Annotated in this window: 21 protein-coding genes; 8 read left to right on the top strand and 13 right to left on the bottom strand. The window is 48.5% G+C overall.

Annotated features, from left to right (window positions below; translation table 11 throughout):
- The first annotated feature begins 20 nt into the window (after positions 1-20).
- The gene (locus tag PKI34_00415) at positions 21-1,730 is read left to right on the top strand and encodes a T9SS type A sorting domain-containing protein (protein HNS16266.1); all 1,710 of its coding nucleotides are present in this window, start codon (positions 21-23) and stop codon (positions 1,728-1,730) included.
- 748 nt (positions 1,731-2,478) lie between these two features.
- On the opposite strand, the gene tsaB is transcribed toward PKI34_00415, so the two are convergent.
- The 3 genes from tsaB to PKI34_00400 all read right to left on the bottom strand — a co-directional run bounded on the left by tsaB (position 2,479) and on the right by PKI34_00400 (position 6,121).
- On the bottom strand, positions 2,479-3,192 hold the full coding sequence (gene tsaB / locus PKI34_00410) for a tRNA (adenosine(37)-N6)-threonylcarbamoyltransferase complex dimerization subunit type 1 TsaB (GenBank protein ID HNS16265.1): 714 nt from the start codon (positions 3,190-3,192) through the stop codon (positions 2,479-2,481).
- A gap of 6 nt (positions 3,193-3,198) precedes the next feature.
- The gene (locus tag PKI34_00405; GenBank protein ID HNS16264.1) at positions 3,199-4,584 is read right to left on the bottom strand and encodes an efflux RND transporter periplasmic adaptor subunit; all 1,386 of its coding nucleotides are present in this window, start codon (positions 4,582-4,584) and stop codon (positions 3,199-3,201) included.
- A gap of 94 nt (positions 4,585-4,678) precedes the next feature.
- Positions 4,679-6,121, bottom strand: coding sequence for a TolC family protein (locus PKI34_00400; protein HNS16263.1), 1,443 nt, complete (start codon positions 6,119-6,121; stop codon positions 4,679-4,681).
- A 273-nt stretch (positions 6,122-6,394) separates the two neighbouring features.
- Between PKI34_00400 and PKI34_00395 the strand changes: the two genes are divergently transcribed.
- Positions 6,395-7,132, top strand: a complete 738-nt coding sequence (locus PKI34_00395) for an outer membrane beta-barrel protein (protein ID HNS16262.1) — start codon at positions 6,395-6,397, stop codon at positions 7,130-7,132.
- On the opposite strand, the gene PKI34_00390 is transcribed toward PKI34_00395, so the two are convergent.
- The 3 genes from PKI34_00390 to PKI34_00380 form a co-directional block, all read right to left on the bottom strand.
- Positions 7,129-8,151: a phenylalanine--tRNA ligase subunit alpha gene (locus PKI34_00390; protein HNS16261.1), complete on the bottom strand. Its 1,023-nt coding sequence runs from the start codon at positions 8,149-8,151 to the stop codon at positions 7,129-7,131. The two genes, PKI34_00395 and PKI34_00390, sit on opposite strands and share 4 nt — an antisense overlap.
- Before the next feature lie 6 nt (positions 8,152-8,157).
- The gene (locus PKI34_00385) at positions 8,158-8,766 is read right to left on the bottom strand and encodes a peptidylprolyl isomerase (protein ID HNS16260.1); all 609 of its coding nucleotides are present in this window, start codon (positions 8,764-8,766) and stop codon (positions 8,158-8,160) included.
- A 163-nt stretch (positions 8,767-8,929) separates the two neighbouring features.
- A complete protein-coding gene (locus PKI34_00380) occupies positions 8,930-9,517 on the bottom strand; it encodes a thymidine kinase (GenBank protein HNS16259.1) in 588 nt (195 codons plus the stop codon).
- 100 nt (positions 9,518-9,617) lie between these two features.
- Here PKI34_00380 and PKI34_00375 point away from each other — a divergent pair, with 100 nt between their 5' ends.
- From PKI34_00375 to PKI34_00355, 5 genes are all read left to right on the top strand, one after another.
- Entirely contained in the window at positions 9,618-10,562 is a 945-nt protein-coding gene (locus PKI34_00375; GenBank protein HNS16258.1) for a hypothetical protein, read from the top strand.
- A gap of 8 nt (positions 10,563-10,570) precedes the next feature.
- A complete protein-coding gene (rsmI, locus tag PKI34_00370) occupies positions 10,571-11,242 on the top strand; it encodes a 16S rRNA (cytidine(1402)-2'-O)-methyltransferase (GenBank protein HNS16257.1) in 672 nt (223 codons plus the stop codon).
- A gap of 255 nt (positions 11,243-11,497) precedes the next feature.
- Positions 11,498-12,247 carry a hypothetical protein gene (locus PKI34_00365; GenBank protein HNS16256.1) on the top strand — a complete coding sequence of 250 codons (750 nt, stop codon included), beginning with the start codon at positions 11,498-11,500 and terminating at the stop codon, positions 12,245-12,247.
- Positions 12,248-12,299: 52 nt separating this feature from the next.
- Complete coding sequence (umuD, locus tag PKI34_00360; GenBank protein HNS16255.1) at positions 12,300-12,782, top strand: translesion error-prone DNA polymerase V autoproteolytic subunit; 483 nt, start codon at positions 12,300-12,302, stop codon at positions 12,780-12,782.
- 69 nt (positions 12,783-12,851) lie between these two features.
- On the top strand, positions 12,852-13,412 hold the full coding sequence (locus PKI34_00355; GenBank protein ID HNS16254.1) for a DUF3109 family protein: 561 nt from the start codon (positions 12,852-12,854) through the stop codon (positions 13,410-13,412).
- Between the two features lie 22 nt (positions 13,413-13,434).
- Here the strand turns inward: PKI34_00355 and PKI34_00350 are convergent, their stop codons facing one another.
- The 7 genes from PKI34_00350 to atpB all read right to left on the bottom strand — a co-directional run bounded on the left by PKI34_00350 (position 13,435) and on the right by atpB (position 19,126).
- Positions 13,435-13,944, bottom strand: a complete 510-nt coding sequence (locus PKI34_00350) for a ferritin (protein ID HNS16253.1) — start codon at positions 13,942-13,944, stop codon at positions 13,435-13,437.
- Between the two features lie 77 nt (positions 13,945-14,021).
- Positions 14,022-14,903: an ATP synthase F1 subunit gamma gene (gene atpG, locus PKI34_00345; GenBank protein ID HNS16252.1), complete on the bottom strand. Its 882-nt coding sequence runs from the start codon at positions 14,901-14,903 to the stop codon at positions 14,022-14,024.
- A 12-nt stretch (positions 14,904-14,915) separates the two neighbouring features.
- On the bottom strand, positions 14,916-16,508 hold the full coding sequence (atpA, locus tag PKI34_00340) for a F0F1 ATP synthase subunit alpha (GenBank protein HNS16251.1): 1,593 nt from the start codon (positions 16,506-16,508) through the stop codon (positions 14,916-14,918).
- 7 nt (positions 16,509-16,515) lie between these two features.
- On the bottom strand, positions 16,516-17,073 hold the full coding sequence (atpH, locus tag PKI34_00335) for an ATP synthase F1 subunit delta (GenBank protein ID HNS16250.1): 558 nt from the start codon (positions 17,071-17,073) through the stop codon (positions 16,516-16,518).
- A 22-nt stretch (positions 17,074-17,095) separates the two neighbouring features.
- The gene (gene atpF / locus PKI34_00330) at positions 17,096-17,590 is read right to left on the bottom strand and encodes a F0F1 ATP synthase subunit B (GenBank protein HNS16249.1); all 495 of its coding nucleotides are present in this window, start codon (positions 17,588-17,590) and stop codon (positions 17,096-17,098) included.
- Positions 17,591-17,677: 87 nt separating this feature from the next.
- A complete protein-coding gene (atpE, locus tag PKI34_00325; protein ID HNS16248.1) occupies positions 17,678-17,938 on the bottom strand; it encodes an ATP synthase F0 subunit C in 261 nt (86 codons plus the stop codon).
- A 66-nt stretch (positions 17,939-18,004) separates the two neighbouring features.
- Positions 18,005-19,126 carry a F0F1 ATP synthase subunit A gene (atpB, locus tag PKI34_00320; GenBank protein ID HNS16247.1) on the bottom strand — a complete coding sequence of 374 codons (1,122 nt, stop codon included), beginning with the start codon at positions 19,124-19,126 and terminating at the stop codon, positions 18,005-18,007.
- A 159-nt stretch (positions 19,127-19,285) separates the two neighbouring features.
- Here atpB and PKI34_00315 point away from each other — a divergent pair, with 159 nt between their 5' ends.
- The gene (locus PKI34_00315; protein ID HNS16246.1) at positions 19,286-19,726 is read left to right on the top strand and encodes a nucleoside deaminase; all 441 of its coding nucleotides are present in this window, start codon (positions 19,286-19,288) and stop codon (positions 19,724-19,726) included.
- The last annotated feature ends 15 nt before the right edge of the window (positions 19,727-19,741 follow it).

The raw sequence follows: 19,741 nt of genomic DNA, 5'->3' as shown, positions 1-19,741 counted from the left end.
TAAGAAATAAGGAGGCTACTATGAAAAAACTCATCATTTCAATGATCATATTGCTATGCATATTTTTCATTTCACATAAAGGGCTGGCCCAGGGATGCCTGCCAGAAGGGATAACATTTGGATCACAGGCGCAGATAGATAATTTTAAATCAGATTATCCTGGCTGTACGCAAATTGAAGGTGATGTATCAATCACCAAAGGATCGTGGGGGAACAATGCATATAATCTTGACAGTTTGAATATCTTGACCTATATCGGTGGAGATCTTACGATTACTAACACCGGGCTCATTAGTTTAAAAGGTCTTGAAAACCTTCAGATGATCAGCGGTACTATCACGATCACGGGTAACAGTATGCTTACCAGTTTGTCAGGGCTTGAGAATATCGATAAAAGTGCTGTCAGAGATTTAGTTATTCATAACAATGCCAGTCTGGCTGTTTGCGATATGGGATGGGTCTGCGAATACCTGTCCAGCCCGAATGGAAGTGTCAATATTTATCAAAATGCGCCCGGGTGTAATAATCCGCCAGAACTGGCTTCAAATTGCGGAATACAGCTTCCTTGCTTACCTTATGGCAACTATTATTTTTTCTCCCAGGCGGAAGTCGACAGTTTCCAGGCCAATTATCAGGAGTGCTCAGATGTGCAGGGGTCTGTTTCAATTACCGGCAGCGATATTGCGGACCTGTCCGGACTCAGCCAGGTTACCTCAATAAGTGGCAGTTTGAATATAGGCAGCTACTATGAGCAAACTGCCGTGGGAAATCCTTTGCTGTCCAGTCTGACGGGCCTCGAAAACCTCACGGAAATAGGAGGAACACTCATGATTATCCGGAGGAATGAAAGTCTGTCAAATCTTACCGGCCTTGACAACCTTACCACCATAGGCGGTGATTTGCTGATCGGAATCTCATATAGTTCTACTCCAAAAGGTCGAATAGATATAACAAGGCAAGAATGTGATTTGCTGAGAGGAATCTCATATGGTTTTACTGGCCGTAACAGGGTGGCCCTGACAAGTATCAGCGCTCTCAGCAATCTCACTTCGATCGGTGGTACACTCTATATCAGCAGCACCTGGCTTACAAATCTGGAAGGCCTTGAAAACCTTTCGTCCATCGGAGGTTCTTTTGAGATATGGGTTAATGGCTATCTAGGCAACTTTGCAGGCCTTGAGAACCTGACATCCATCGGAGGTGAGATGAATATTCATTTTAATCCAAACCTGACTAGTCTGACAGGTCTGGATAACCTTGGGGCAAACTCTATTTCATACCTTCACATAACCCACAATTATTCCTTATCCGCCTGCGATGTGCAAAGCATCTGCGAGTACCTGGCCGGACCGTACGGCCCGGAAGAGATTGAAGACAATGCCTCGGGTTGCAACAGCCAGGAACAGGTGAAAGCAGAATGTGCAGAAGGAGTTGATGAGTCGGCAGTCGGCGGTTGGCGGCCGGCGGTCAGTGTGGTGCCGAATCCCACCTATTCAAGATCAGAGATCAGGTATCAGGTCGGCGGTCGGCAGTCGGCGGTCGGCGGGAATGTTAAGCTCACATTGCATGATATTACGGGAAAACAGATTCGTATCCTCGCGGATGAAGTGCAGGCACCGGGGGAGCATGTTGTTCATTTTGACGTTTCCGGGCTTCCGGCGGGGATCTACCTGGTGCAGCTGCAGGCGGGAGAAGCGTTTGCGACGGAGAAGATGGTGGTAATAAGGTGACCTGTTTCGAATTATATAGAGCCCGGAGGGCTCAGATATGGGTAGAAGGCAGATGGGCAAACGTATTATTCCGTCCCGTACGGGACGGAATACGGATCGCGGATCAATATTTTCTACCCATATTTTATGCCTGACGGCACATCATGAAAAACGATTACCGATTACCCAGATAGCCTGTCCTGATGTAAATCAGGAAAATAGAGGTGGAAGGCGAGGCAGAGATATGAAAGGAAAGATGATATCAGTACTAAAATAAACTGACTTACCCCGTTCTTCAGCCCGGGTGCCGGAAAGAAAACAAGCTGACCTACCCCGGGCTTCAGCCCGGGTGCCGGAAAGAAAACAAGCTGACTTACCCCGGGCTTCAGCCCGGGTGATGGAAAGAACACTAGCTGCCAATCCCCGGGCTGAAGCCCGGGGATTGGCAGCACCCAAACCAAACAGGGCTTTAGCCCTAAACCTGAAAAACAAATGAGACACCAAGCAACTCCGGTTCAATTTGGGGCTAAAGCCCGGGTTTCATTGAGTGGCCTGAGTCCCCGCGCTAAAGCGCTGGGTAAGTCAAGAGTTTCGTTGAGTGGCATTAGCCCCCGGCAGAATTTGATAATACTCATGTACAGTTTTGGAGTCAACCCCACAATCACGGGCAATATTGGAATAATTCACCAGTTCGCCGTGAGTATATCCTATCGCATCATAAAATCTTGAGTCTGTACTTCATCCATGATCAAAGGATGCGATTGAATGGTTATTCACGGAGTCCTTTCACCCGCGGTATGCCGGGAATGAATTCCTTGAGGTAGAAGGGTTCAAAATAGGCCACATCCACGAACTGGCTTGTCCGGAAATGATCTTCTGCCAGCGGAACAAGATGAGCAGCAGATGAAAGGAAGGTTTCACGAAAGACAGCATTGGGATGCTTTTCGAGTACCGGCCTGCATTTTGCCGCACCGTCGCCGAAAAAGACCACCTTATGATCTTTTAAATGCTCCGAAAAGGAATTCTCTGTAATAATCTCAGCCCGTATTTCCCTTGTCTCCTGGTTATCCATGTCATACAGAGCAGTGTAAACTTCCATCCGGCGTGCATCAATCATGGGGCAGAAAAGAAGATCCCGGGATGAAATCCCTTGTTGAAGAATGTAATCCCTCATCCCCCAGGCCAGCGCCTGCAGGGAACCGACCGCAATCAAGGGCCGTTCCAGTGCATAGCATAACCCTTTGGCCGTGCTCACGCCGATGCGTAGCCCGGTATAAGAGCCGGGACCCCTGCTTACAGCAATGGCATCGACCGTTGGCAACCTTATGCCAGCCGTTGCCACGACCTCTTCAATGAAGGATATGATCAGCGATGAATGAGCGTTGGGGAGGTGGGATTCTTTCATCTGCCACAGCACGCCATCCCGTCCCAATGCGACGGAACATACCGCCGTGGCAGTGTCAAGGCATAAAACAGTTGCCATCAGGGATCACTCTTCCGTGAACAACTCAGATTTATCCACCTTATTGACTTTGTCACCATTTTTTAACATCTTGGTGATCGCCCGGTAAGGGGCAGTGATGACTTCTATCCCGGGCTCCAGACCTTCCACGATCTGAATATAGGTGTTATCCTGTATGCTGGTCTTGACTTTTTGCAATCTGGCCACCCCGTCATCATAAACAAAGACATACTCCTGGAATTCTTCTGCGGGTTTTGCTTTCTTTTGATCATCTTCCGCAGATCCGGGAGGAGGACCCCCGGGACCACCCTGTCGATTTGCTTCTTTCTTTTCAACGACCTTGCCCGTTGTATCTGAACGGGTAGTAACGGCCTGAATGGGAATCGTCAACACATCCGTCGCCCTTTCAGTCTGTATGTCAACCGTAGCCGACATACCGGGACGGAAAGGCGAAAATCCACTGGTGTCACTGGAGAGCAGATCTGCATAGGATTCAGGTAAAACGCGGATCTTGACCTCAAAGTTGGTCACCTGGTCAACACTGGATCCGGTAACATTGGCGGAGGTGGCAATTTCACTCACGATGCCCTTGAACTTGCGGTTCAGGTAGGCATCCACCTCTATGAGGGCCGTGTCCGATAAATTCACCCGCACGATATCGTTCTCATTCACTTCCACGTTGACTTCCATCAGATTCAGATTGGCAATCCGCATCAGCTCCGTTCCTGCCGAAAACTGAGATGCTCCGGCCACCCGTTCTCCTTTTTCCACGCTGAGCTTGGATACGGTACCATTGGTGGGAGCATAAATGGCTGTCTTTGTCAGGTTTTCCCTGGCCTCTTTCACGGAAGCGGCAGCACTTTTTACTCCAAAGTCGGACGCGGCAACGTTCTGTTCCGCAGCACTGACCTCTGCCCGGGCAACGTCATAGTTCGACCGTGCAGCATCCCATTCTGCATCTGAAATCACTTTCTGCTCCCAGAGCGTCTTGCTTCGGTTATACGACAGCTCGGCATTGACAAACTGAGCCCTGACCTGCTCCAGCCTGGCCTTGGCATTGGCTAGCCCTGCCTGCTGAGAATTGTAATTAGCCACCGTGCGTTCGTAATTCGACTGATACAGCTCCGGATCGATCATGGCCAGGAGATCCCCCTGTTTTACGTCCTCTCCTTCCCTGACAGTCAGTTCGACAACCTCTCCGGAGATGTACGGTGTGATCTTGACTTCTGTCTCAGGCTGGATCTTTCCATTTGCCGAAACTGTTTCGATGATCGTGCGGCTCTCGGTAAGCTCGGTGCTTACCTTGAGGGAATCATCGCCGCCAAGCAATCCCTTTTTCCTGGCAATGACCAGGGCAACAAGAAGCACCAGTGCAGCAAGGATGATGATGCGTATAACGGTCTTTTTCTTCATTTTAGAAACTATTTATTTCAGATCATAAAAATAGACAAATCCGTGGAAACCAGCCCTTGAAAATTTAAAAATAGGATCAGGGATGACAGGCAACCTATCGTTTCAGCGTCAGGGGCTTGCCCATATAGAAGTCAAGAGTGGTCAATTTGAAGACATAATCATATTTGGCCTGGATCAACTCCGCCTGAGCCTTGGTCAGCTCCTTCTTGGCCTCGTTGTACTCCACTGAATTAATCATCCCGACATTGAACTTCTGGTCAGCGTATTTAAAGGATTCCGTGGTGGCTACAACCATTTTTTCCGCTGCCGTATGGGTCTTCATCGCTGCCAGCACATCGGCATAGGCCTGCTGTATGACTTTTCGCAAGAGCAATTTTGTATTTTCCAGGGTGTAAGTTGCATTGCTGATACCAATCTTTGCCTTGGCAATATTCGACCTGACGCTCCATCCGTTGAAAATCGGGATGTACATATTCACCATGATGGATCGGTTCATGTTATCGCTGACCTGGCTCTTGAAGGATTTGATCTCATAGTCCTTATACTGTACGTAAGGGATGCTGTACACTGCCATTGGTTCCGTAGAAGCTGTATAACCGATCAACTGGGGCGGGACGTCGAAGGGATCAATCCCGAGTTCATAATCTTTAGCGGCGCCGGAATATCCAGTTCCCCAGGAGCCAGAGAATTCAAAAACGGGACTCTGGGCACCCCGGGCGATGGAAAGGCTTTTTTCATTGCTCTGCAGGTTGAGTTCTGCGCTTTTTATATCCGGCCTGGTATCCAGGGCGATTTCATAAATGGCCTCAGCGCCGATTGGGGCTTCCGGTGACTGGACATGGTCCAGATCGGGCTCTTCAATGACAAAACCTTCAGTCGTGGGCAGATCCAGCAGCTGAATCAGCGTAAGGTAAGCAATGTCAAGGTTATTCTGAACATTGATCAGGTTCAGCTCTTCTGTGGCCAGCTGAGCCTCGATCAGCAACAATTCTCCTTTTGCAAGTGTTCCGGCTTCCACCATCTTTTTGGTCCGGTCAACCTGTTGCTGGGTGATGTCCAGCTGCGCGTCAGCAACACGCTTTAACTCCGCGTAATACAGGATTTGCAGGTAAGCAGCAGCAATGCTCATGGACACATCATCCATGAACTTATCCACCGAATATTTGGTGGCCAGCAGGTCCAGCTGATTCTTCCTGACCTGGTTCATCTGCTGCAGTCCGTTGAAAACAGTGAACTGGCTTGAAATATAAAAGTTGTTCGATCGCACGCGTTCCGTGGCAAATTCGTTGGTGTACTGGTCAATGGTCTGCCCCCAGTTGTACCCGTGCGAAGCGTAACCATTCAGATCCGGAAGCATACCCAGCTTGCTTTGCAGAAGCGTCTGATCGCCATAGTCGATGTTGAGCATCTGCTGCTTGATTTCAATATTGTTCGACAATGCGTAATTGATGCAATCCTCCAGGGACCATACCTTTTGTGCGTGGCTGGCGACGATGCCGGTTAAGAATAACAAAATACCCAAAATGATCTTTTTCATTGTCATGGGGTTAGGATTTGACAAAAAGAGTGCAACGAAGGTATAAAAATTATGCCATATTCTAACCAGGTGTATTTATGGCAGTTAAGGCGCATGATTCGTGGGTGAATGTCCAGATCCGTTCAACCACAGTTCGATTCTGAACAGATGGAACCTGCAAAGGTACGGGAAGATCCCACCTGAACCAAACTGTTGAATGACGGGATCACTGAAAAAAATTGTCGGGATGAATCGAAAACTTCCTAATATTGTAATCCTATTAACACAAGCACCATGAAATCTGTTCTCAGTACGCTGCTCGTCATCCTTTCCCTGATGGCAGGGGCCCAGACCAGTGATGGCTATATGGGCGTTATGATGGGTGTGGCAATTCCGACGGGAGATTTTGCCAGCGGTGACTCCCTCAATCCCCAGGCAGGATATGCCACCACAAGCTTTAACCTGACCATGGATGGTGCCTACTACATCAACCCATATGTAGGATTTGGGGGCGCTGTCTCTTTTTCCAACAATTCACTGAATACGGGCGACTTAAAAAGGTCGCTGGAATGGTATATCCATAAAAATTATCCTGATGCAGAACTTCCTGAAGATCTGACCCTGATCAGTTACGACCTGGGGGTATGGAATCATGTCAATCTGATGGTTGGTCCTTATTTTTCCATTCCTGTCAACCAGTTCCATTTTGATTTCAGGGCACTGGGCGGACTGGCCTTTGTTTTTTCACCCGACAGCGAAATGTATTTCATGACTGCGGATGATGAATTTCGTACCTACCGTGAAAACAAGAATCCGGTATCACTGGGCTACATGGTGGGAGGCGGGATTCGTTATGTCTCACGCAGCAACGCGATCATCCGCCTGATGTGCGACTACTCCTCCACCAAAACGACCATTGAAATCACCGACTACTTCATTGAGAATGAATCTCCTTTACATAACCCGCCAACAGAACACACGCAGCCCATGAATACAATCCATGTGGGTCTGGGCATCGGGTATGCTTTTTAGAATGCCGACCGGAACTGACGCAGAAACCTTACATCATTCTCAAAGAAGAGGCGAATGTCATTGATCTGATAACGCAGCATTGCTGTGCGTTCAATGCCCATTCCAAATGCAAATCCCGTATATTCCGAGCTATCGATCCCGCAGTTTTCAAACACGGCAGGATCGACCATGCCACATCCAAGGATCTCGACCCATCCGGTGTTCTTACAGATCCTGCAACCCTTTCCCCCGCAGATGAAACAGGATATATCCATTTCCGCCGACGGCTCTGTAAACGGGAAATACGAAGGCCTGAGACGAATCCCGGTATTTTCACCGAACATTTCCCGGGCAAAATAGAGCAAGGTTTGTTTGAGATCGGCAAAAGAAACATTCCTGTCAACATACAGCCCTTCCACCTGATGAAAAAGGCAATGTGCACGGGCTGAAATGGCTTCGTTGCGGTATACCCTGCCCGGAAACAAAGCGCGGATGGGGGGGGTGGTTTTCTCCATCATCCGGATCTGGACAGAGGAAGTATGGGTCCGCAACAGAAACGGCGGTCGCCCCTGGACAAAGAATGTATCCTGCATATCCCTGGCAGGATGCTCTTCCTCAAAATTCAGGGCTGAGAAATTATGCCAGTCATCTTCAATGTCAGGTCCTTCGGCGACATTAAAACCAATACGGGAAAAAATCGTAATGATCTGATCCTGAACAATGGACAAAGGATGCCGGGAGCCGATGTCCATAAAATCGGCTGGCAACGTGAGATCAGGCACAGGTTTTTGCTCTGTCACCGAAGCTTCCAGGTGTTGCCGGATGTCGTCGAACGTCAACTGGGCCGCATTTTTCAGCTCATTCAGCAAAAGTCCCAACTCTCGCCGCTGATCTGGTGCAACGGTCTTGAATTCATCGAATAAACCGGTAATGATGCCTTTCTTGCTTAAGAAACGGATACGGAATTGTTCCAGCTCTTCCCTGTCGGTTGTATTGAAATTTTGTATCTCCCCGAGATGGTATCGGATTTTTTCGCGCATGATGTCCTATTTCAAAATCTTTATGGAAAAGGTGACCGGTGTGAGCGGGACATTGCCCTGGGGGGAAGTGGGCACGGCAGCGATCTTTTCCACAACGTCAAGTCCCTGTACCACCTCGCCAAAAACGGTGTAGGCTCCATCGAGATGCGGCGTACCGCCAATGGTTTTGTAGGCCTGGCGCTGCTGTTCAGTGAATTTCCTTCCCATGCGCGCTTCCATTTCATTCAGCTGCTGGTCGGTGAATACTTCGCCCTGAACGATATAAAACTGGCACCCCGACGATGCTTTCTGCGGGTTTACCTGGTCGCCCTGACGGGCAGCGGCCAGTGCTCCTTTTTTATGAAAAAACTGAGCCCTGAATTCAGCAGGGACCGTATAACCCGGATCCTGTGTTCCATCGTTCCTGTGTCCGCCCTGGATCATGAACTTATTGATCACCCTGTGAAAATTGGATTCTTCATACCAGCCCTGGTTGATCAGTTTGATAAAATTATCCCTGTGCTGAGGTGTTTCATTGTATAAAACCACCGTAATGTTGCCCATACTGGTCGTGATCTGAACCCTGGTCTGCTGAGACACTGTTTGGCCAAACGACATTGCTGCGTACATCATCATCGTAATTAATAAAATTGGTTTTCTCATGGTGTATCTGTTGAATTCTTTACTGACCGCCGGGATCATCGTTCAAGCCAGTGTGTTTCCCGGCGGTTCGGTTACCTTAAATCAGCACAAAAATATAAAAGAGTGGGGAATAATCTGTTGAATTAAGAAAATCCGTTCACAATTTCCTGTTCTTCATGGCCTCACGAAAACAGGAACGGCAGAGTGGTTCATAACTTTCCCGTTCGCCCAGCACCACCCGTTTGTTATCGTCAATGGTCCGGTAGGAATAATGTGCAAGATTTCCGCAACGGATGCAGATCGCGTGGACCTTGGTCACAAATTCAGCAGTGGCCATTAAGTCGGGCAACGGCCCAAAAGGCTTCCCAAGGTAATCAATGTCCAGTCCCGCCACGATCACCCTGATTCCATTATCAGCCAGATGATTGCAAACATTGACAAGCTCTGCATCAAAGAACTGGGCTTCATCAATACCCACGACATCCACGTCATTAGTCAGCAGAAGGATCTGTGATGCTGACTGAACGGGAGTGGATTGAATGGATTTGGCGTCGTGTGATACAACTTTTTCATCATCATACCGTTTATCTACTTCAGGTTTAAAAATCTCCACCCGCTGCCTGGCGATCTTTGCGCGGTTCAGCCGGCGGATCAATTCCTCGGTCTTGCCGGAGAACATTGAACCACAGATCACTTCAATATAACCGGTCCGGGGGGCACCTGAAGGAGATTTTTCCAGAAACATACGCAGAGCAATAAACTATTCTTTATATCTTTAAACCCTCTTTAGGAAACACAAATTTAAAGAATTCCCAGGCGTTTCATCAACCCAACAGGAAAAAGTCATGAGAAAAAAAGAGCTTGTTCTGGAAGTCATTACAGAAACATTGGAGTCACTCAACGAAGAAAACGAGATCATCCGGTCGCATCCATCCACCATTCCACAGATTGAACTGGATATGATCCTGGAAAATATCCGGAAATTATACGCCAATTACAGGTTACTTGACAAATATAATCAGGAAGAAACTGAAATCGCTTCGGGATACGGGGTTTCCGACAGGATCATTACCATTGGCTTTGAAAAGAAAAAGGACTTACCGGAAAGAGAACCGGAAAATGAAACGATAGCTAAACCTCAACCTGAACCGGAACCCGAAGCTGAGACTCAATTTGAAGACAAACCTGAATTCGAATCCGGGTCTCAATTTGAACCTGAACCTGAACCTGAAGTTGAAGCTGAAGCTGAATCCGAATCTGAACCGGAACCTCAGTATGTACCCTGGCCTGAACCGGCCTCAGAAACAGCTGCCCACCCGGTGAAACAGCCCGAAGAGGGTGTCCCGGCAGTGAAGGAAACAGAAACGGTATCCGAATCAGAGGACAGGCACGCTGAAAAAACGGTCGATTTCACGTTTGACCTCTTTTCAACCCCGCCGGCGACCATTGCCGACAAATACCGCAAGGAGGAAAAAACCATTAACGAACAGATCAGCAGCCAGGAATCCAGGGAAAACATTGCATCCCAAATACAGCACACCCCGATTACTGAGCTCAAAGCGGTCATAGGCCTCAATGATAAGTTCATTTTCATCAATGAATTGTTCCACGGCAACATGAAGGCCTACCAGGAAACCATCCATTCGCTTGATCAACTTACAACGCTTAACGACGCTATCCGGTATTTCACCGAAGTTAAGGACACGTTCGACATGAATGAAGACCTGGACTCCTTTCGGAGGCTGGCAGAAATGATCCAGCGTAAGTTCAGGGGAGAGGAGCGGCAATAACATGCCCCATGGCTAAACTAACTCTTGTCCCAACGCCCATCGGCAACCTGGAAGACATCACCTTGCGCGCTATCCGGATTCTCAAGGAATCTGACCTGATCCTGGCAGAGGACACCCGAACTACTTCCGTGCTCCTGAAACGTTATGGCGTTACCACCCGGATGACTTCCCATCATAAATTCAATGAGCATCAGGCGGTGGAAGCCTTTGCGCAACGCATTCTAAAGGGAGAAAACATCGCCCTGGTGAGCGATGCAGGCACACCCGGTATTTCAGACCCCGGTTTCCTCCTCATCAGGGCGTGCCTTAAACTGGGCGTGGAGGTGGAAACCCTGCCCGGCCCTTCGGCATTCATACCGGCCCTGCTGAATTCAGGCCTGCCTGCCGAACCTTTCTATTTTGAAGGCTTCCTTCCCCATAAAAAAGGAAGACAGACCCGGCTGAAATTTCTCTCCGGCCTGCCCTGTACATTGATCATCTATGAATCACCCCACCGGCTGGTCAAAACGCTCGAAAGCCTTGCCCTGAACTTGGGCGAACACCGGATGGCATCCGTCTCACGTGAACTGTCCAAAAAATTCGAGGAAACCCGGCGCGGAACGATCCGTGAACTGATCCGGCACTTCTGCACCGGACCGGTGAAAGGAGAAATCGTCATCGTTGTCCAGGGAAAGGATTGATAAATACCGTCTTAAGAACTGCGAACGGCAAACGGCAAACGGCGAACAGGTTCGTTATTCTCAGTTTACAGTTTGCAGTTCGCAGTTTGCAGTTTTTTTGTCCGCCTCTGGACAATTCTGAACTTATTCGAACACTTTTCCAGTGTATGACATGCATTTATTTTAATATAACTTAATGAAATACAATTAATTAGTAAGTTTGGCATACATCATGCTTTTATAGATCATCCAAAAACGAAAAAAATTACTGGCACCATGAAAAAACTTGCTTCACTCCTGTCGGTGCTCCTGATCCCTGCTCTCTCCGTTTTAGCCAGCACCCCAAATGATCCTGCTCCCTCTTGTAACACTGCTTCAGGGGGGTCTTCGCTTTCTCTGGCCGCCTTCAACCTCGAGGAAGAACCTTATGTAGATGATATCCCATTCAACACGAAGAAGATTTACAGACGAGCCTGTTGTTTTTACAAACATTACGGGCGTTACGCGGCCGAAATCAGCCTTCCTGATGAAGATTACATCGAGGACATACCATTCAATACAGAATACATAGCAAGTACAGTTATGGAAGACATTCCGTCAACGCAATCCTGTCAGCATTCCTTTTTACTGGTGGAAGAATCCTACATCGATGACATTCCTTTTGACACAGAGCAATTTGTCAAAGATACGCTTGGGGATGTCGAGCCGGAAAAGGAACAATACACCATCACCTCCTTCAATCTCAGCGACGAGGAATATATCGATGATATTCCCTGGGATACACGGGAAGTGTTTGCGGAAGTGATTCATTATCCTGAGCAGGCGAGAAAACTGAACCTGGAGGGCGCCGTCCTGGTGACTTTCCATTACAATGAAGACGGGTATATTGAAGTTGACACTGCTGAAAGCAATTGCGAATATCTCAGGAATTACATAATTGAAAAACTGGAGGAAATCCGCTTGACGAAAGGGATTGTTACGGTCGGGAAAGACTACAATGCACGCTTCGACTTCATCCTGAAATAAGACGTCAGTCCTGCCTTTCTGAATTTCATTTATTGTTACATTTGGCCCACGATTGATCGTTGCCAGGTATTTCTCTATGACGGCCAAAAAGACAACCTTACGGATCCCCGATCCGTTTGAACTGTTCCTTCCGGAGCCTTCCTCCGTCAAGGAGTTGCCTTTTTTCGTACCCTCAATTTCCGCCGGATTTCCATCCCCTGCGGAGGACTTCATTGATAAAAAGCTTGACCTGAACGAGTACCTGATCCATAACCAGCCGGCTACGTTCCTTGTCAGGGTTCAGGGCAGTTCCATGGAGAATGCCGGCATCAGGGATGGTGACATCCTGGTGGTTGACCGGTCACTGGAACCCTCCGACGGTAAAATTGTCATTGGTGTGATCGACGGGGAATTTACTGTGAAACGGATCGTAAAAAAGTCGGGCAAATTCTTCCTTCAGCCCGAAAATGAAACCTTCAGGCCCATTGAGATCACACCGGATATGGACTTTAAAATCTGGGGAATTGTCACTTTCGCCATTCACAAGCTGCAATGACCCGGAAGGCGCTCGAAACCATGAACCGATGAACGGATTAAAAAACAGGAACATACCCATCCAAACCAAATGATTGTCGTTGAAAATGCGTTGGTCTCTGATGAGTTAGCCGGGTTGCGGTTCGCCTGCGATCTATCCTTTTGCCACGGAGCCTGCTGTGTGGAAGGCGATGCAGGTGCCCCGCTGGAAATGGAGGAAATAGCTCTTCTGGAGGACTATATAGATAAGGTGAAACCCTATATGACGGAGAACGGGATCAGGACCATTGACGAGCAGGGCGTATTTGATTATGATACAGCAGGAGCCTTCGTGACTCCCCTGGTTCACGGCAATGAGTGCGCATTCGTTTATTTTGAAGATCAGATCGCCCGCTGCAGCATCGAAAAAGCCTTTGAAGAAAAAAAAATCCCCTTTCGCAAACCGGTTTCCTGTCATCTGTACCCGGTCAGGATCTCCCGGTATAAACTTTACGATGCGGTGAATTACCATCGCTGGCATATCTGTGAAAAGGCCCTGGTCAAAGGGAAAAACGATGGTGTGTACCTCTGTCAGTTCCTGAAGGAGGCGCTGATCAGAAAATACGGAGATCGGTGGTATAAGGAATTATGCCGGAGCATCGGACGAAAGTGACGCAAACCGCGCACTTTCCTTCTTAAGCTTTGGCTGCATCAGGAGCACCCAGCGCTTCAAGTTCCTTGTCAATATGGAATATGCCTCCTTTATCGCTCCCCAACAGGTTCATCTTGTCAAGGATCCCACCCACCAGGCTCTCTTCTTCAATCTGCTCCATGATGAACCACTGCAAAAACTGACCGGTCGTGTAATCCTTTTCCTGCGTGGCCAGATGATAAAGGGCATTGATGCTTTCGGTCACGTGGACCTCGTGCTGGAGAACCTGTTCCAACAAGGATTTCAGGGATTTGTAATCGTTACCCGGATCTGCAAGCTGTTTAAGTAAGGCTTTCCCTCCACGTTCATTTACATAATGGATGATCTTGATCTGATGGAGCCTTTCCTCATCGGAATGTTTGTACAAAAACTTTGAGGCTCCCGGAAAGCCGTTACGCTCACACCAGGATGCCATAGCCATGTAAATCCTGGAGGATTCTTCTTCCAGCTTGATCTGCTCATTCAACGCATCTTCAACTTTCTTTTTTAACATACTGTATGATTTTTAAGTTGTTCTAATAATTTCTAAAACAAATAAAACGACTGATTGTTTGTGGAGGATGCTGATTTCTATCCTTTCAACGCCTCTGCACCGGTCACAATTTCCAGCAGTTCTTTGGTGATCGCCGCCTGCCTGGCTTTATTATAGGATAATTTGAGATCCTTCAGCAATTCAGAGGCATTGTCGGTTGCCTGATGCATGGCGGTCATGCGGGCTCCCATTTCAGAGGCATAGGAATCCAGCAGATCCTTGAAGAATTGTATCTTCAGTGATCGCGGGATCAGATCGGTGACGATGCGGTGTTTATCCGGTTCAAAAAGATAATCGGACTGAAATTTTTGTTTCTGATCGCTCACCGGGGGCAGAACGGGAAGGAATTGTTCCACCATCAATCGCTGCACGGCTGCGTTCTTGAACTGATGATAGATTACGTCCACGCGATCATATTCCCCGGCCGCAAATCGTTTCATCAGGCTCTCAGCGATGGGAGAGGCTGCATCGAAGGTCAGGGAATCCAGTACCCCATCATAGCTTTCAATAATAGGATAGTGGTTCTTCCGGAAGTATTCAGAAGCTTTCTTGCCGATGGTGATCAGGTTGATGGCGCCGTGATCGTTCAGTGAGGCGTAAGTGGTATGAATATGCCGCAATGCGGCCTTGATCGTATTGGAATTGAAGGCGCCGCACAGGCCCCTGTTCGAAGCCGCAACCACGATCAGTACACGTCTGACCTCCCTGGGTGAAGCGTAAATACTCTCCCCGGATCCTTCCAGACTTGCGGTGAGGTTCCGCAGGATCTCCTGTAATTTGTTCGCATAGGGCCGAAGTTGAAGGATGGCGTTCTGTCCCTTGCGCAGCTTGGAAGCAGCCACCATTTTCATTGCGTTGGTGATCTGCTGTGTTGACTGCACAGAGGCGATCCTGAGACGTACCTCTTTGAGATTGGGCATGCGGTGGCAGGTTTATTCGTTCGGTATATATTTCTTTGCCAGGTCCTTTGCCGTTTTCTCAAGCAATTTCACCGTTTCATCTGTCAGGATCCCCTTTTTAAGGGAGTCCATCTGCTCAGGGTAATGCAACTCAAAATAGTGTATGAATTCCATTTCAAAGTTTCGCACCTTTGTTACCGGGATATCCATCAGAAGGCCACGGGTTCCGCAGAAGATGATCGCGATCTGTTCTGCCACGTTCATCGGGCTGTACTGATCCTGCTTGAGGATTTCCACGTTGCGTACGCCCTTTTCAATGACGGCTTTGGTGGCAGGGTCGAGTTCAGAGCCAAACTTGGAGAAGGCTTCCAGCTCGCGGAACTGGGCCTGGTCGAGTTTGAGGGTGCCGGCCACCTTTTTCATGGATTTGATCTGTGCCTTGCCCCCGACTCTGGAAACAGAGATTCCAACGTTAATGGCCGGGCGTATGCCCGCATTGAACAGGTTTGTTTCCAGAAAGATTTGTCCGTCGGTGATGGAGATCACGTTGGTGGGAATATAGGCGGATATATCTCCGGCCTGGGTTTCGATGATCGGCAGGGCGGTTAGTGAACCGCCACCTTTCACCATGGACCGGATGGATTCAGGCAGGTCGTTCATTTTGGCGGCGACAATGTCCGATGAAATGACCCGGGCAGCTCGTTCCAGGAGGCGTGAGTGCAAATAGAAAATATCACCGGGATACGCTTCGCGGCCCGGGGGGCGGCGGAGCAACAGAGACACTTCCCGGTAGGCAACGGCCTGCTTGGAAAGGTCATCGAAGATCACCAGGGCCGGGCGGCCGGTATCCCTGAAAAACTCACCTATCGCGGCGCCGGCAAAAGGCGCATAGAACTGCATGGCTGCCGGATCGGAAGCGGTCGCCGAGATGATGACCGTATAGGGCATCGCTCCTTTATCCTCCAGGATTTTTTGGATGTTTGCCACCGAAGATCCTTTTTGTCCGACAGCGACATAGATGCAGTAAACGGGCTTGCCCATCTCGTGGTTCTCGCGCTGGTTGATGATCGTATCAATGGCAATGGCCGTTTTCCCTGTTTGCCGGTCGCCAATGATCAGTTCACGCTGGCCTCTGCCGATGGGAATCATCGCATCGATCGGCTTGATACCCGTTTGCAGGGGTTCATCCACCGGCTGACGGAAAATGACCCCGGGAGCCTTGCGCTCAAGGGGCATCTCGTAACGTTTACCCTTGATCTCCCCTTTTCCGTCAATCGGTTCCCCAAGAGTATTGATCACCCTGCCCAGCATCCCTTCACCCACCAGGATCGAGGCAATGCGCCGCGTCCTCCTGACCACATCGCCTTCTGAAATATCCTGAGAATCGCCCAGAAGCACCGCTCCCACATTGTCCTCTTCCAGGTTCAAAACGATCCCTTTCAGGGCATTTTTCTCAAATTCGATCAACTCACCCGACTGTACGTTATTTAAGCCATAAATACGGGCAATTCCGTCACCCACCTCCAGCACAGTTCCAACCTCCTGCAGTTCACGCTCGTCCTTGTATCCGGCAAGCTGCTGCCGTAAGATTGCTGTTACTTCCGCTGGTTTGATTTCTCCCATAATGATGATATTAAAATCCTCTGATGTAAATATTACCCTCAAATTCCCTCCTCAGAAGCAGGAGTTTTCGCTGTATACTTGTATCGTACTGCTGATCACCCACGTTGATGATGAACCCGCCGATCAGTTCCGGATCCACCTCTTCGTTCAGTTGGATACGGGCCCGTGTCTGTTCCTCGAGTAACGCAATGACCTTGCGGCGCAAAGGCTCGTCGAGCGGAACGGCTGTCCGGATCGTGGCAGACTTGATATTCTGATGTTCAAGATAGAGTTCAGTGAAGCAGACGGCAATATCCTGAATGTAATTTTCACGTGACTTCTTGGCAATGATCTGTAAATAGGTGAAGGTTTCAGTGGTGACATGCTCCTGGAAGATTCTCCGCAGAATGGCTGTTTTTTTGCGTTTGTGAACGATCGGGCTCTTCAAAACCAGCCTGAATTCCCTGTTTTGGGCGCAGACTTTCCCGATCAAGTCCATATCCGCATTCACCTTCTCCAGGATCTTTTCCTCGACTGCATAATCAAACAGTGCCTTTGCGTACCGGTATGCGATTTTTCTTTCTCTCATTGCCTTGATTTCGGTCGCCTTGCTAATTGATCTCTACTTCATCGATCAGCTTGTTGATCAATTGCTTCTGTTTATCTGTTTTGGATAATTCCTCTGTAAGTACTTTCTCAGCAATCTCAATGGAAAGCTGGGCCAGTTGATTCTTCAGATCGGTGATGGCAGCCATTTTTTCATACTGGATGCTGTCCTTTGCATTCTCAATGATCCGGTTGTATTCGGTGTTGGCCTCCGCACGGGCTTTTTCAATGATGGAATCCTTAATGACCTTGGCCTCGCGAAGCATTTTATCTTTCTCGTCCCTGGCCTCAGCAAGAAGCTGCAGGTGCTCTGATTTCAGATCCTTCATTTCCTGACGGGTTTGTTCAGCAGCCATCAGGGCGCTCTCAATATGATCCTCCCTGTTCTTCAGGGCCTTCATGATCGGCTTCCAGGCAAATTTGCCTAAAATGAACATCAGCAGCAGGAATGCGATGGTCATCCAGAAGATCAGACCTATACCGGGATTGATGAGTTCCATGTTCTCAAAGTGTTAAATGATTATACCAGCGAACCTTGCAGGATGACCAACCGTCACACTGCAAGAGTCGGCTCAATGGATTTGCTTTTAGATAAAGATGATCAGCAAACAAACCACAATGGCAAAAAAAGCAACTCCTTCGATCAAAGCAGCAGCCACGATCATATTTGACCGGATATCTCCTCCGGCTTCCGGCTGACGCGCAATGGATTCAACCGCGCCACGGCCGATCTGTCCGATGCCGATGCCCGCTCCGATGGCAGCCAATCCTGCTCCCAGACCAGCACCCATCTTTGCAATGGGAATCAGGTCAGCAGCAGCCTGTAATAAAACCGTTAAAATTGACATAATACTGAGTTTAAATGATTAATACTGATAGATAGCGTGTTGTTCATCCTGTTCCCGATCCTTTTGTCAATGGTGTTCCTCCTGAGCCATCCCAAAATAAAGGGCGGAAAGGAGGGTAAAGACATATGCCTGGATAAAAGCGACCAGCAGCTCAAGCAATCCCATGAATACCGCAAAAAGTATGGATACGACAGAGATACCATAACCCAGGGCGGCGTTCATCTGTCCAAAAATAAAAATAAGGCTGATAAATCCAAGAATGATGATATGACCTGCGGTTATGTTGGCAAAGAGACGTATCATCAGAATGAAGGGCTTTGTGAAGACACCCATGATCTCCACGACAGGCATCAGGGGCAGCGGAAATTTCAGCCACCAGGGCACACCGGGCGTGTTGACAATATGCTTCCAGTAGTCTTTATTCCCGCTGAAGATGGTAACGATGAACGTGATGATGGCCATCACCCCTGTCACCGCAATGTTCCCGGTTACATTGGCCCCCCCGGGAAAGAACGGGATGACCCCGATCAGGTTGTTCAGGAAAATAAAAAAGAACAGTGTAAGCAGATAAGGCATGAACCGTTCATATTTATGCTCTCCGATGGAGGATTTGGCCAGGTCCCTGACAAAAAGAATCACCGGTTCCAGAAGCGACTGCAGTCCTTTGGGTGCATGATGTTCCCTTTTCCTGTAGGCCCGTGCAACAGAGATAAAGATGACGCAGATCACGATGCAGCTGATGAAAAGGGCAAATACGTTTTTGGTGATCGAAAAGTCCAGGGGAAGCGGCGCCTGTTCATCCGTTTCCATGCCACCACCGGTCACCCTGACGATCTTTCCTTTGTTCTTCCCTTCCGTTTCAAGCTTAAATCCCCTGTAAGAAGCGGTCCCGTGATGAAATCCGGAGGACATAAAAACGTGCAGCTTCCCCTGATCAAGGAGAATGACGGGAAGGGGAATGGATACATCTTTCTTTCGTGTACTGATAATATGCCATTCGTGTGCATCGATCACGTGCTCGATGATCATGTTCCCGGCATTGAATTCCTCTTCCTGCTGCGCAGCAGGTTCTGAAGAGGAAACCGAATGCGCTTCCGGCTCTGAAAGTGCAATGGATGACAACGGGAAGACAAATAGTAAAAAGAAGAGCAAAAAAGACAAGACACTGAATGACCTCTTCCTTTTCATATGCTGCAACTAATGATCCATCGGCCTGCAAAAAATTCTTCCGATGACAGGGCAAATTTATAACTTTTACCGGAATGATGACTTTTTTTCCGAGAGTTTATAGCAGATGATCAGGTTTGTTTTCATTACTTTGTATGCTTGGAAAACTATTTGCGCGTGATCCCACACCCGGATGAATATTACATGAAGGAAGCGCTCAGGGAAGCCTATAAAGCCCTTGTAAGGGATGAAGTTCCCGTGGGTGCCGTCATTGTCTGGGGCGACAGGATCATTGCGCGTGCGCACAACCTTACCGAACGACTGAACGACGGGACAGCGCATGCTGAAATGCAGGCTTACACGGCTGCCTCGGACTATATTGGTTCCAAATACCTCCAGGAATGCACCCTTTACGTGACGATTGAGCCTTGCGCCATGTGTGCCGCTGCCTCCTTCTGGACCCGAATAGGCAGGATCGTTTATGGAGCAAAAGATGACAAACGGGGTTATTCACTGATTTCAAAAAACCTCCTTCACCCGGCTACGATGGTGAAAAGTGGCGTACTGGAGCAAGAGTGTGGTTCCCTGCTGAAAAATTTTTTTCTGAACAAACGACAATGATTTGATACTTTTACC

This window comes from Bacteroidales bacterium (genome assembly GCA_035342335.1).
Lineage (GTDB): Bacteria > Bacteroidota > Bacteroidia > Bacteroidales > JAGONC01 > JAGONC01.
This window is presented reverse-complemented; position numbering and strand designations above follow the sequence as displayed.

Bases quoted from the DNA above. Each gene is read 5' to 3' on its own strand.
- PKI34_00415 (HNS16266.1), top strand. From the start codon at position 21: ATGAAAAAACTCATCATTTCAATGATCATATTGCTATGCATATTTTTC.
- tsaB (HNS16265.1), bottom strand. From the start codon at position 3,192: ATGGCAACTGTTTTATGCCTTGACACTGCCACGGCGGTATGTTCCGTC.
- PKI34_00405 (HNS16264.1), bottom strand. From the start codon at position 4,584: ATGAAGAAAAAGACCGTTATACGCATCATCATCCTTGCTGCACTGGTG.
- PKI34_00400 (HNS16263.1), bottom strand. From the start codon at position 6,121: ATGAAAAAGATCATTTTGGGTATTTTGTTATTCTTAACCGGCATCGTC.
- PKI34_00395 (HNS16262.1), top strand. From the start codon at position 6,395: ATGAAATCTGTTCTCAGTACGCTGCTCGTCATCCTTTCCCTGATGGCA.
- PKI34_00390 (HNS16261.1), bottom strand. From the start codon at position 8,151: ATGCGCGAAAAAATCCGATACCATCTCGGGGAGATACAAAATTTCAAT.
- PKI34_00385 (HNS16260.1), bottom strand. From the start codon at position 8,766: ATGATGATGTACGCAGCAATGTCGTTTGGCCAAACAGTGTCTCAGCAG.
- PKI34_00380 (HNS16259.1), bottom strand. From the start codon at position 9,517: ATGTTTCTGGAAAAATCTCCTTCAGGTGCCCCCCGGACCGGTTATATT.
- PKI34_00375 (HNS16258.1), top strand. From the start codon at position 9,618: ATGAGAAAAAAAGAGCTTGTTCTGGAAGTCATTACAGAAACATTGGAG.
- rsmI (HNS16257.1), top strand. From the start codon at position 10,571: ATGGCTAAACTAACTCTTGTCCCAACGCCCATCGGCAACCTGGAAGAC.
- PKI34_00365 (HNS16256.1), top strand. From the start codon at position 11,498: ATGAAAAAACTTGCTTCACTCCTGTCGGTGCTCCTGATCCCTGCTCTC.
- PKI34_00355 (HNS16254.1), top strand. From the start codon at position 12,852: ATGATTGTCGTTGAAAATGCGTTGGTCTCTGATGAGTTAGCCGGGTTG.
- PKI34_00350 (HNS16253.1), bottom strand. From the start codon at position 13,944: ATGTTAAAAAAGAAAGTTGAAGATGCGTTGAATGAGCAGATCAAGCTG.
- atpG (HNS16252.1), bottom strand. From the start codon at position 14,903: ATGCCCAATCTCAAAGAGGTACGTCTCAGGATCGCCTCTGTGCAGTCA.
- atpH (HNS16250.1), bottom strand. From the start codon at position 17,073: ATGAGAGAAAGAAAAATCGCATACCGGTACGCAAAGGCACTGTTTGAT.
- atpF (HNS16249.1), bottom strand. From the start codon at position 17,590: ATGGAACTCATCAATCCCGGTATAGGTCTGATCTTCTGGATGACCATC.
- atpE (HNS16248.1), bottom strand. From the start codon at position 17,938: ATGTCAATTTTAACGGTTTTATTACAGGCTGCTGCTGACCTGATTCCC.
- atpB (HNS16247.1), bottom strand. From the start codon at position 19,126: ATGAAAAGGAAGAGGTCATTCAGTGTCTTGTCTTTTTTGCTCTTCTTT.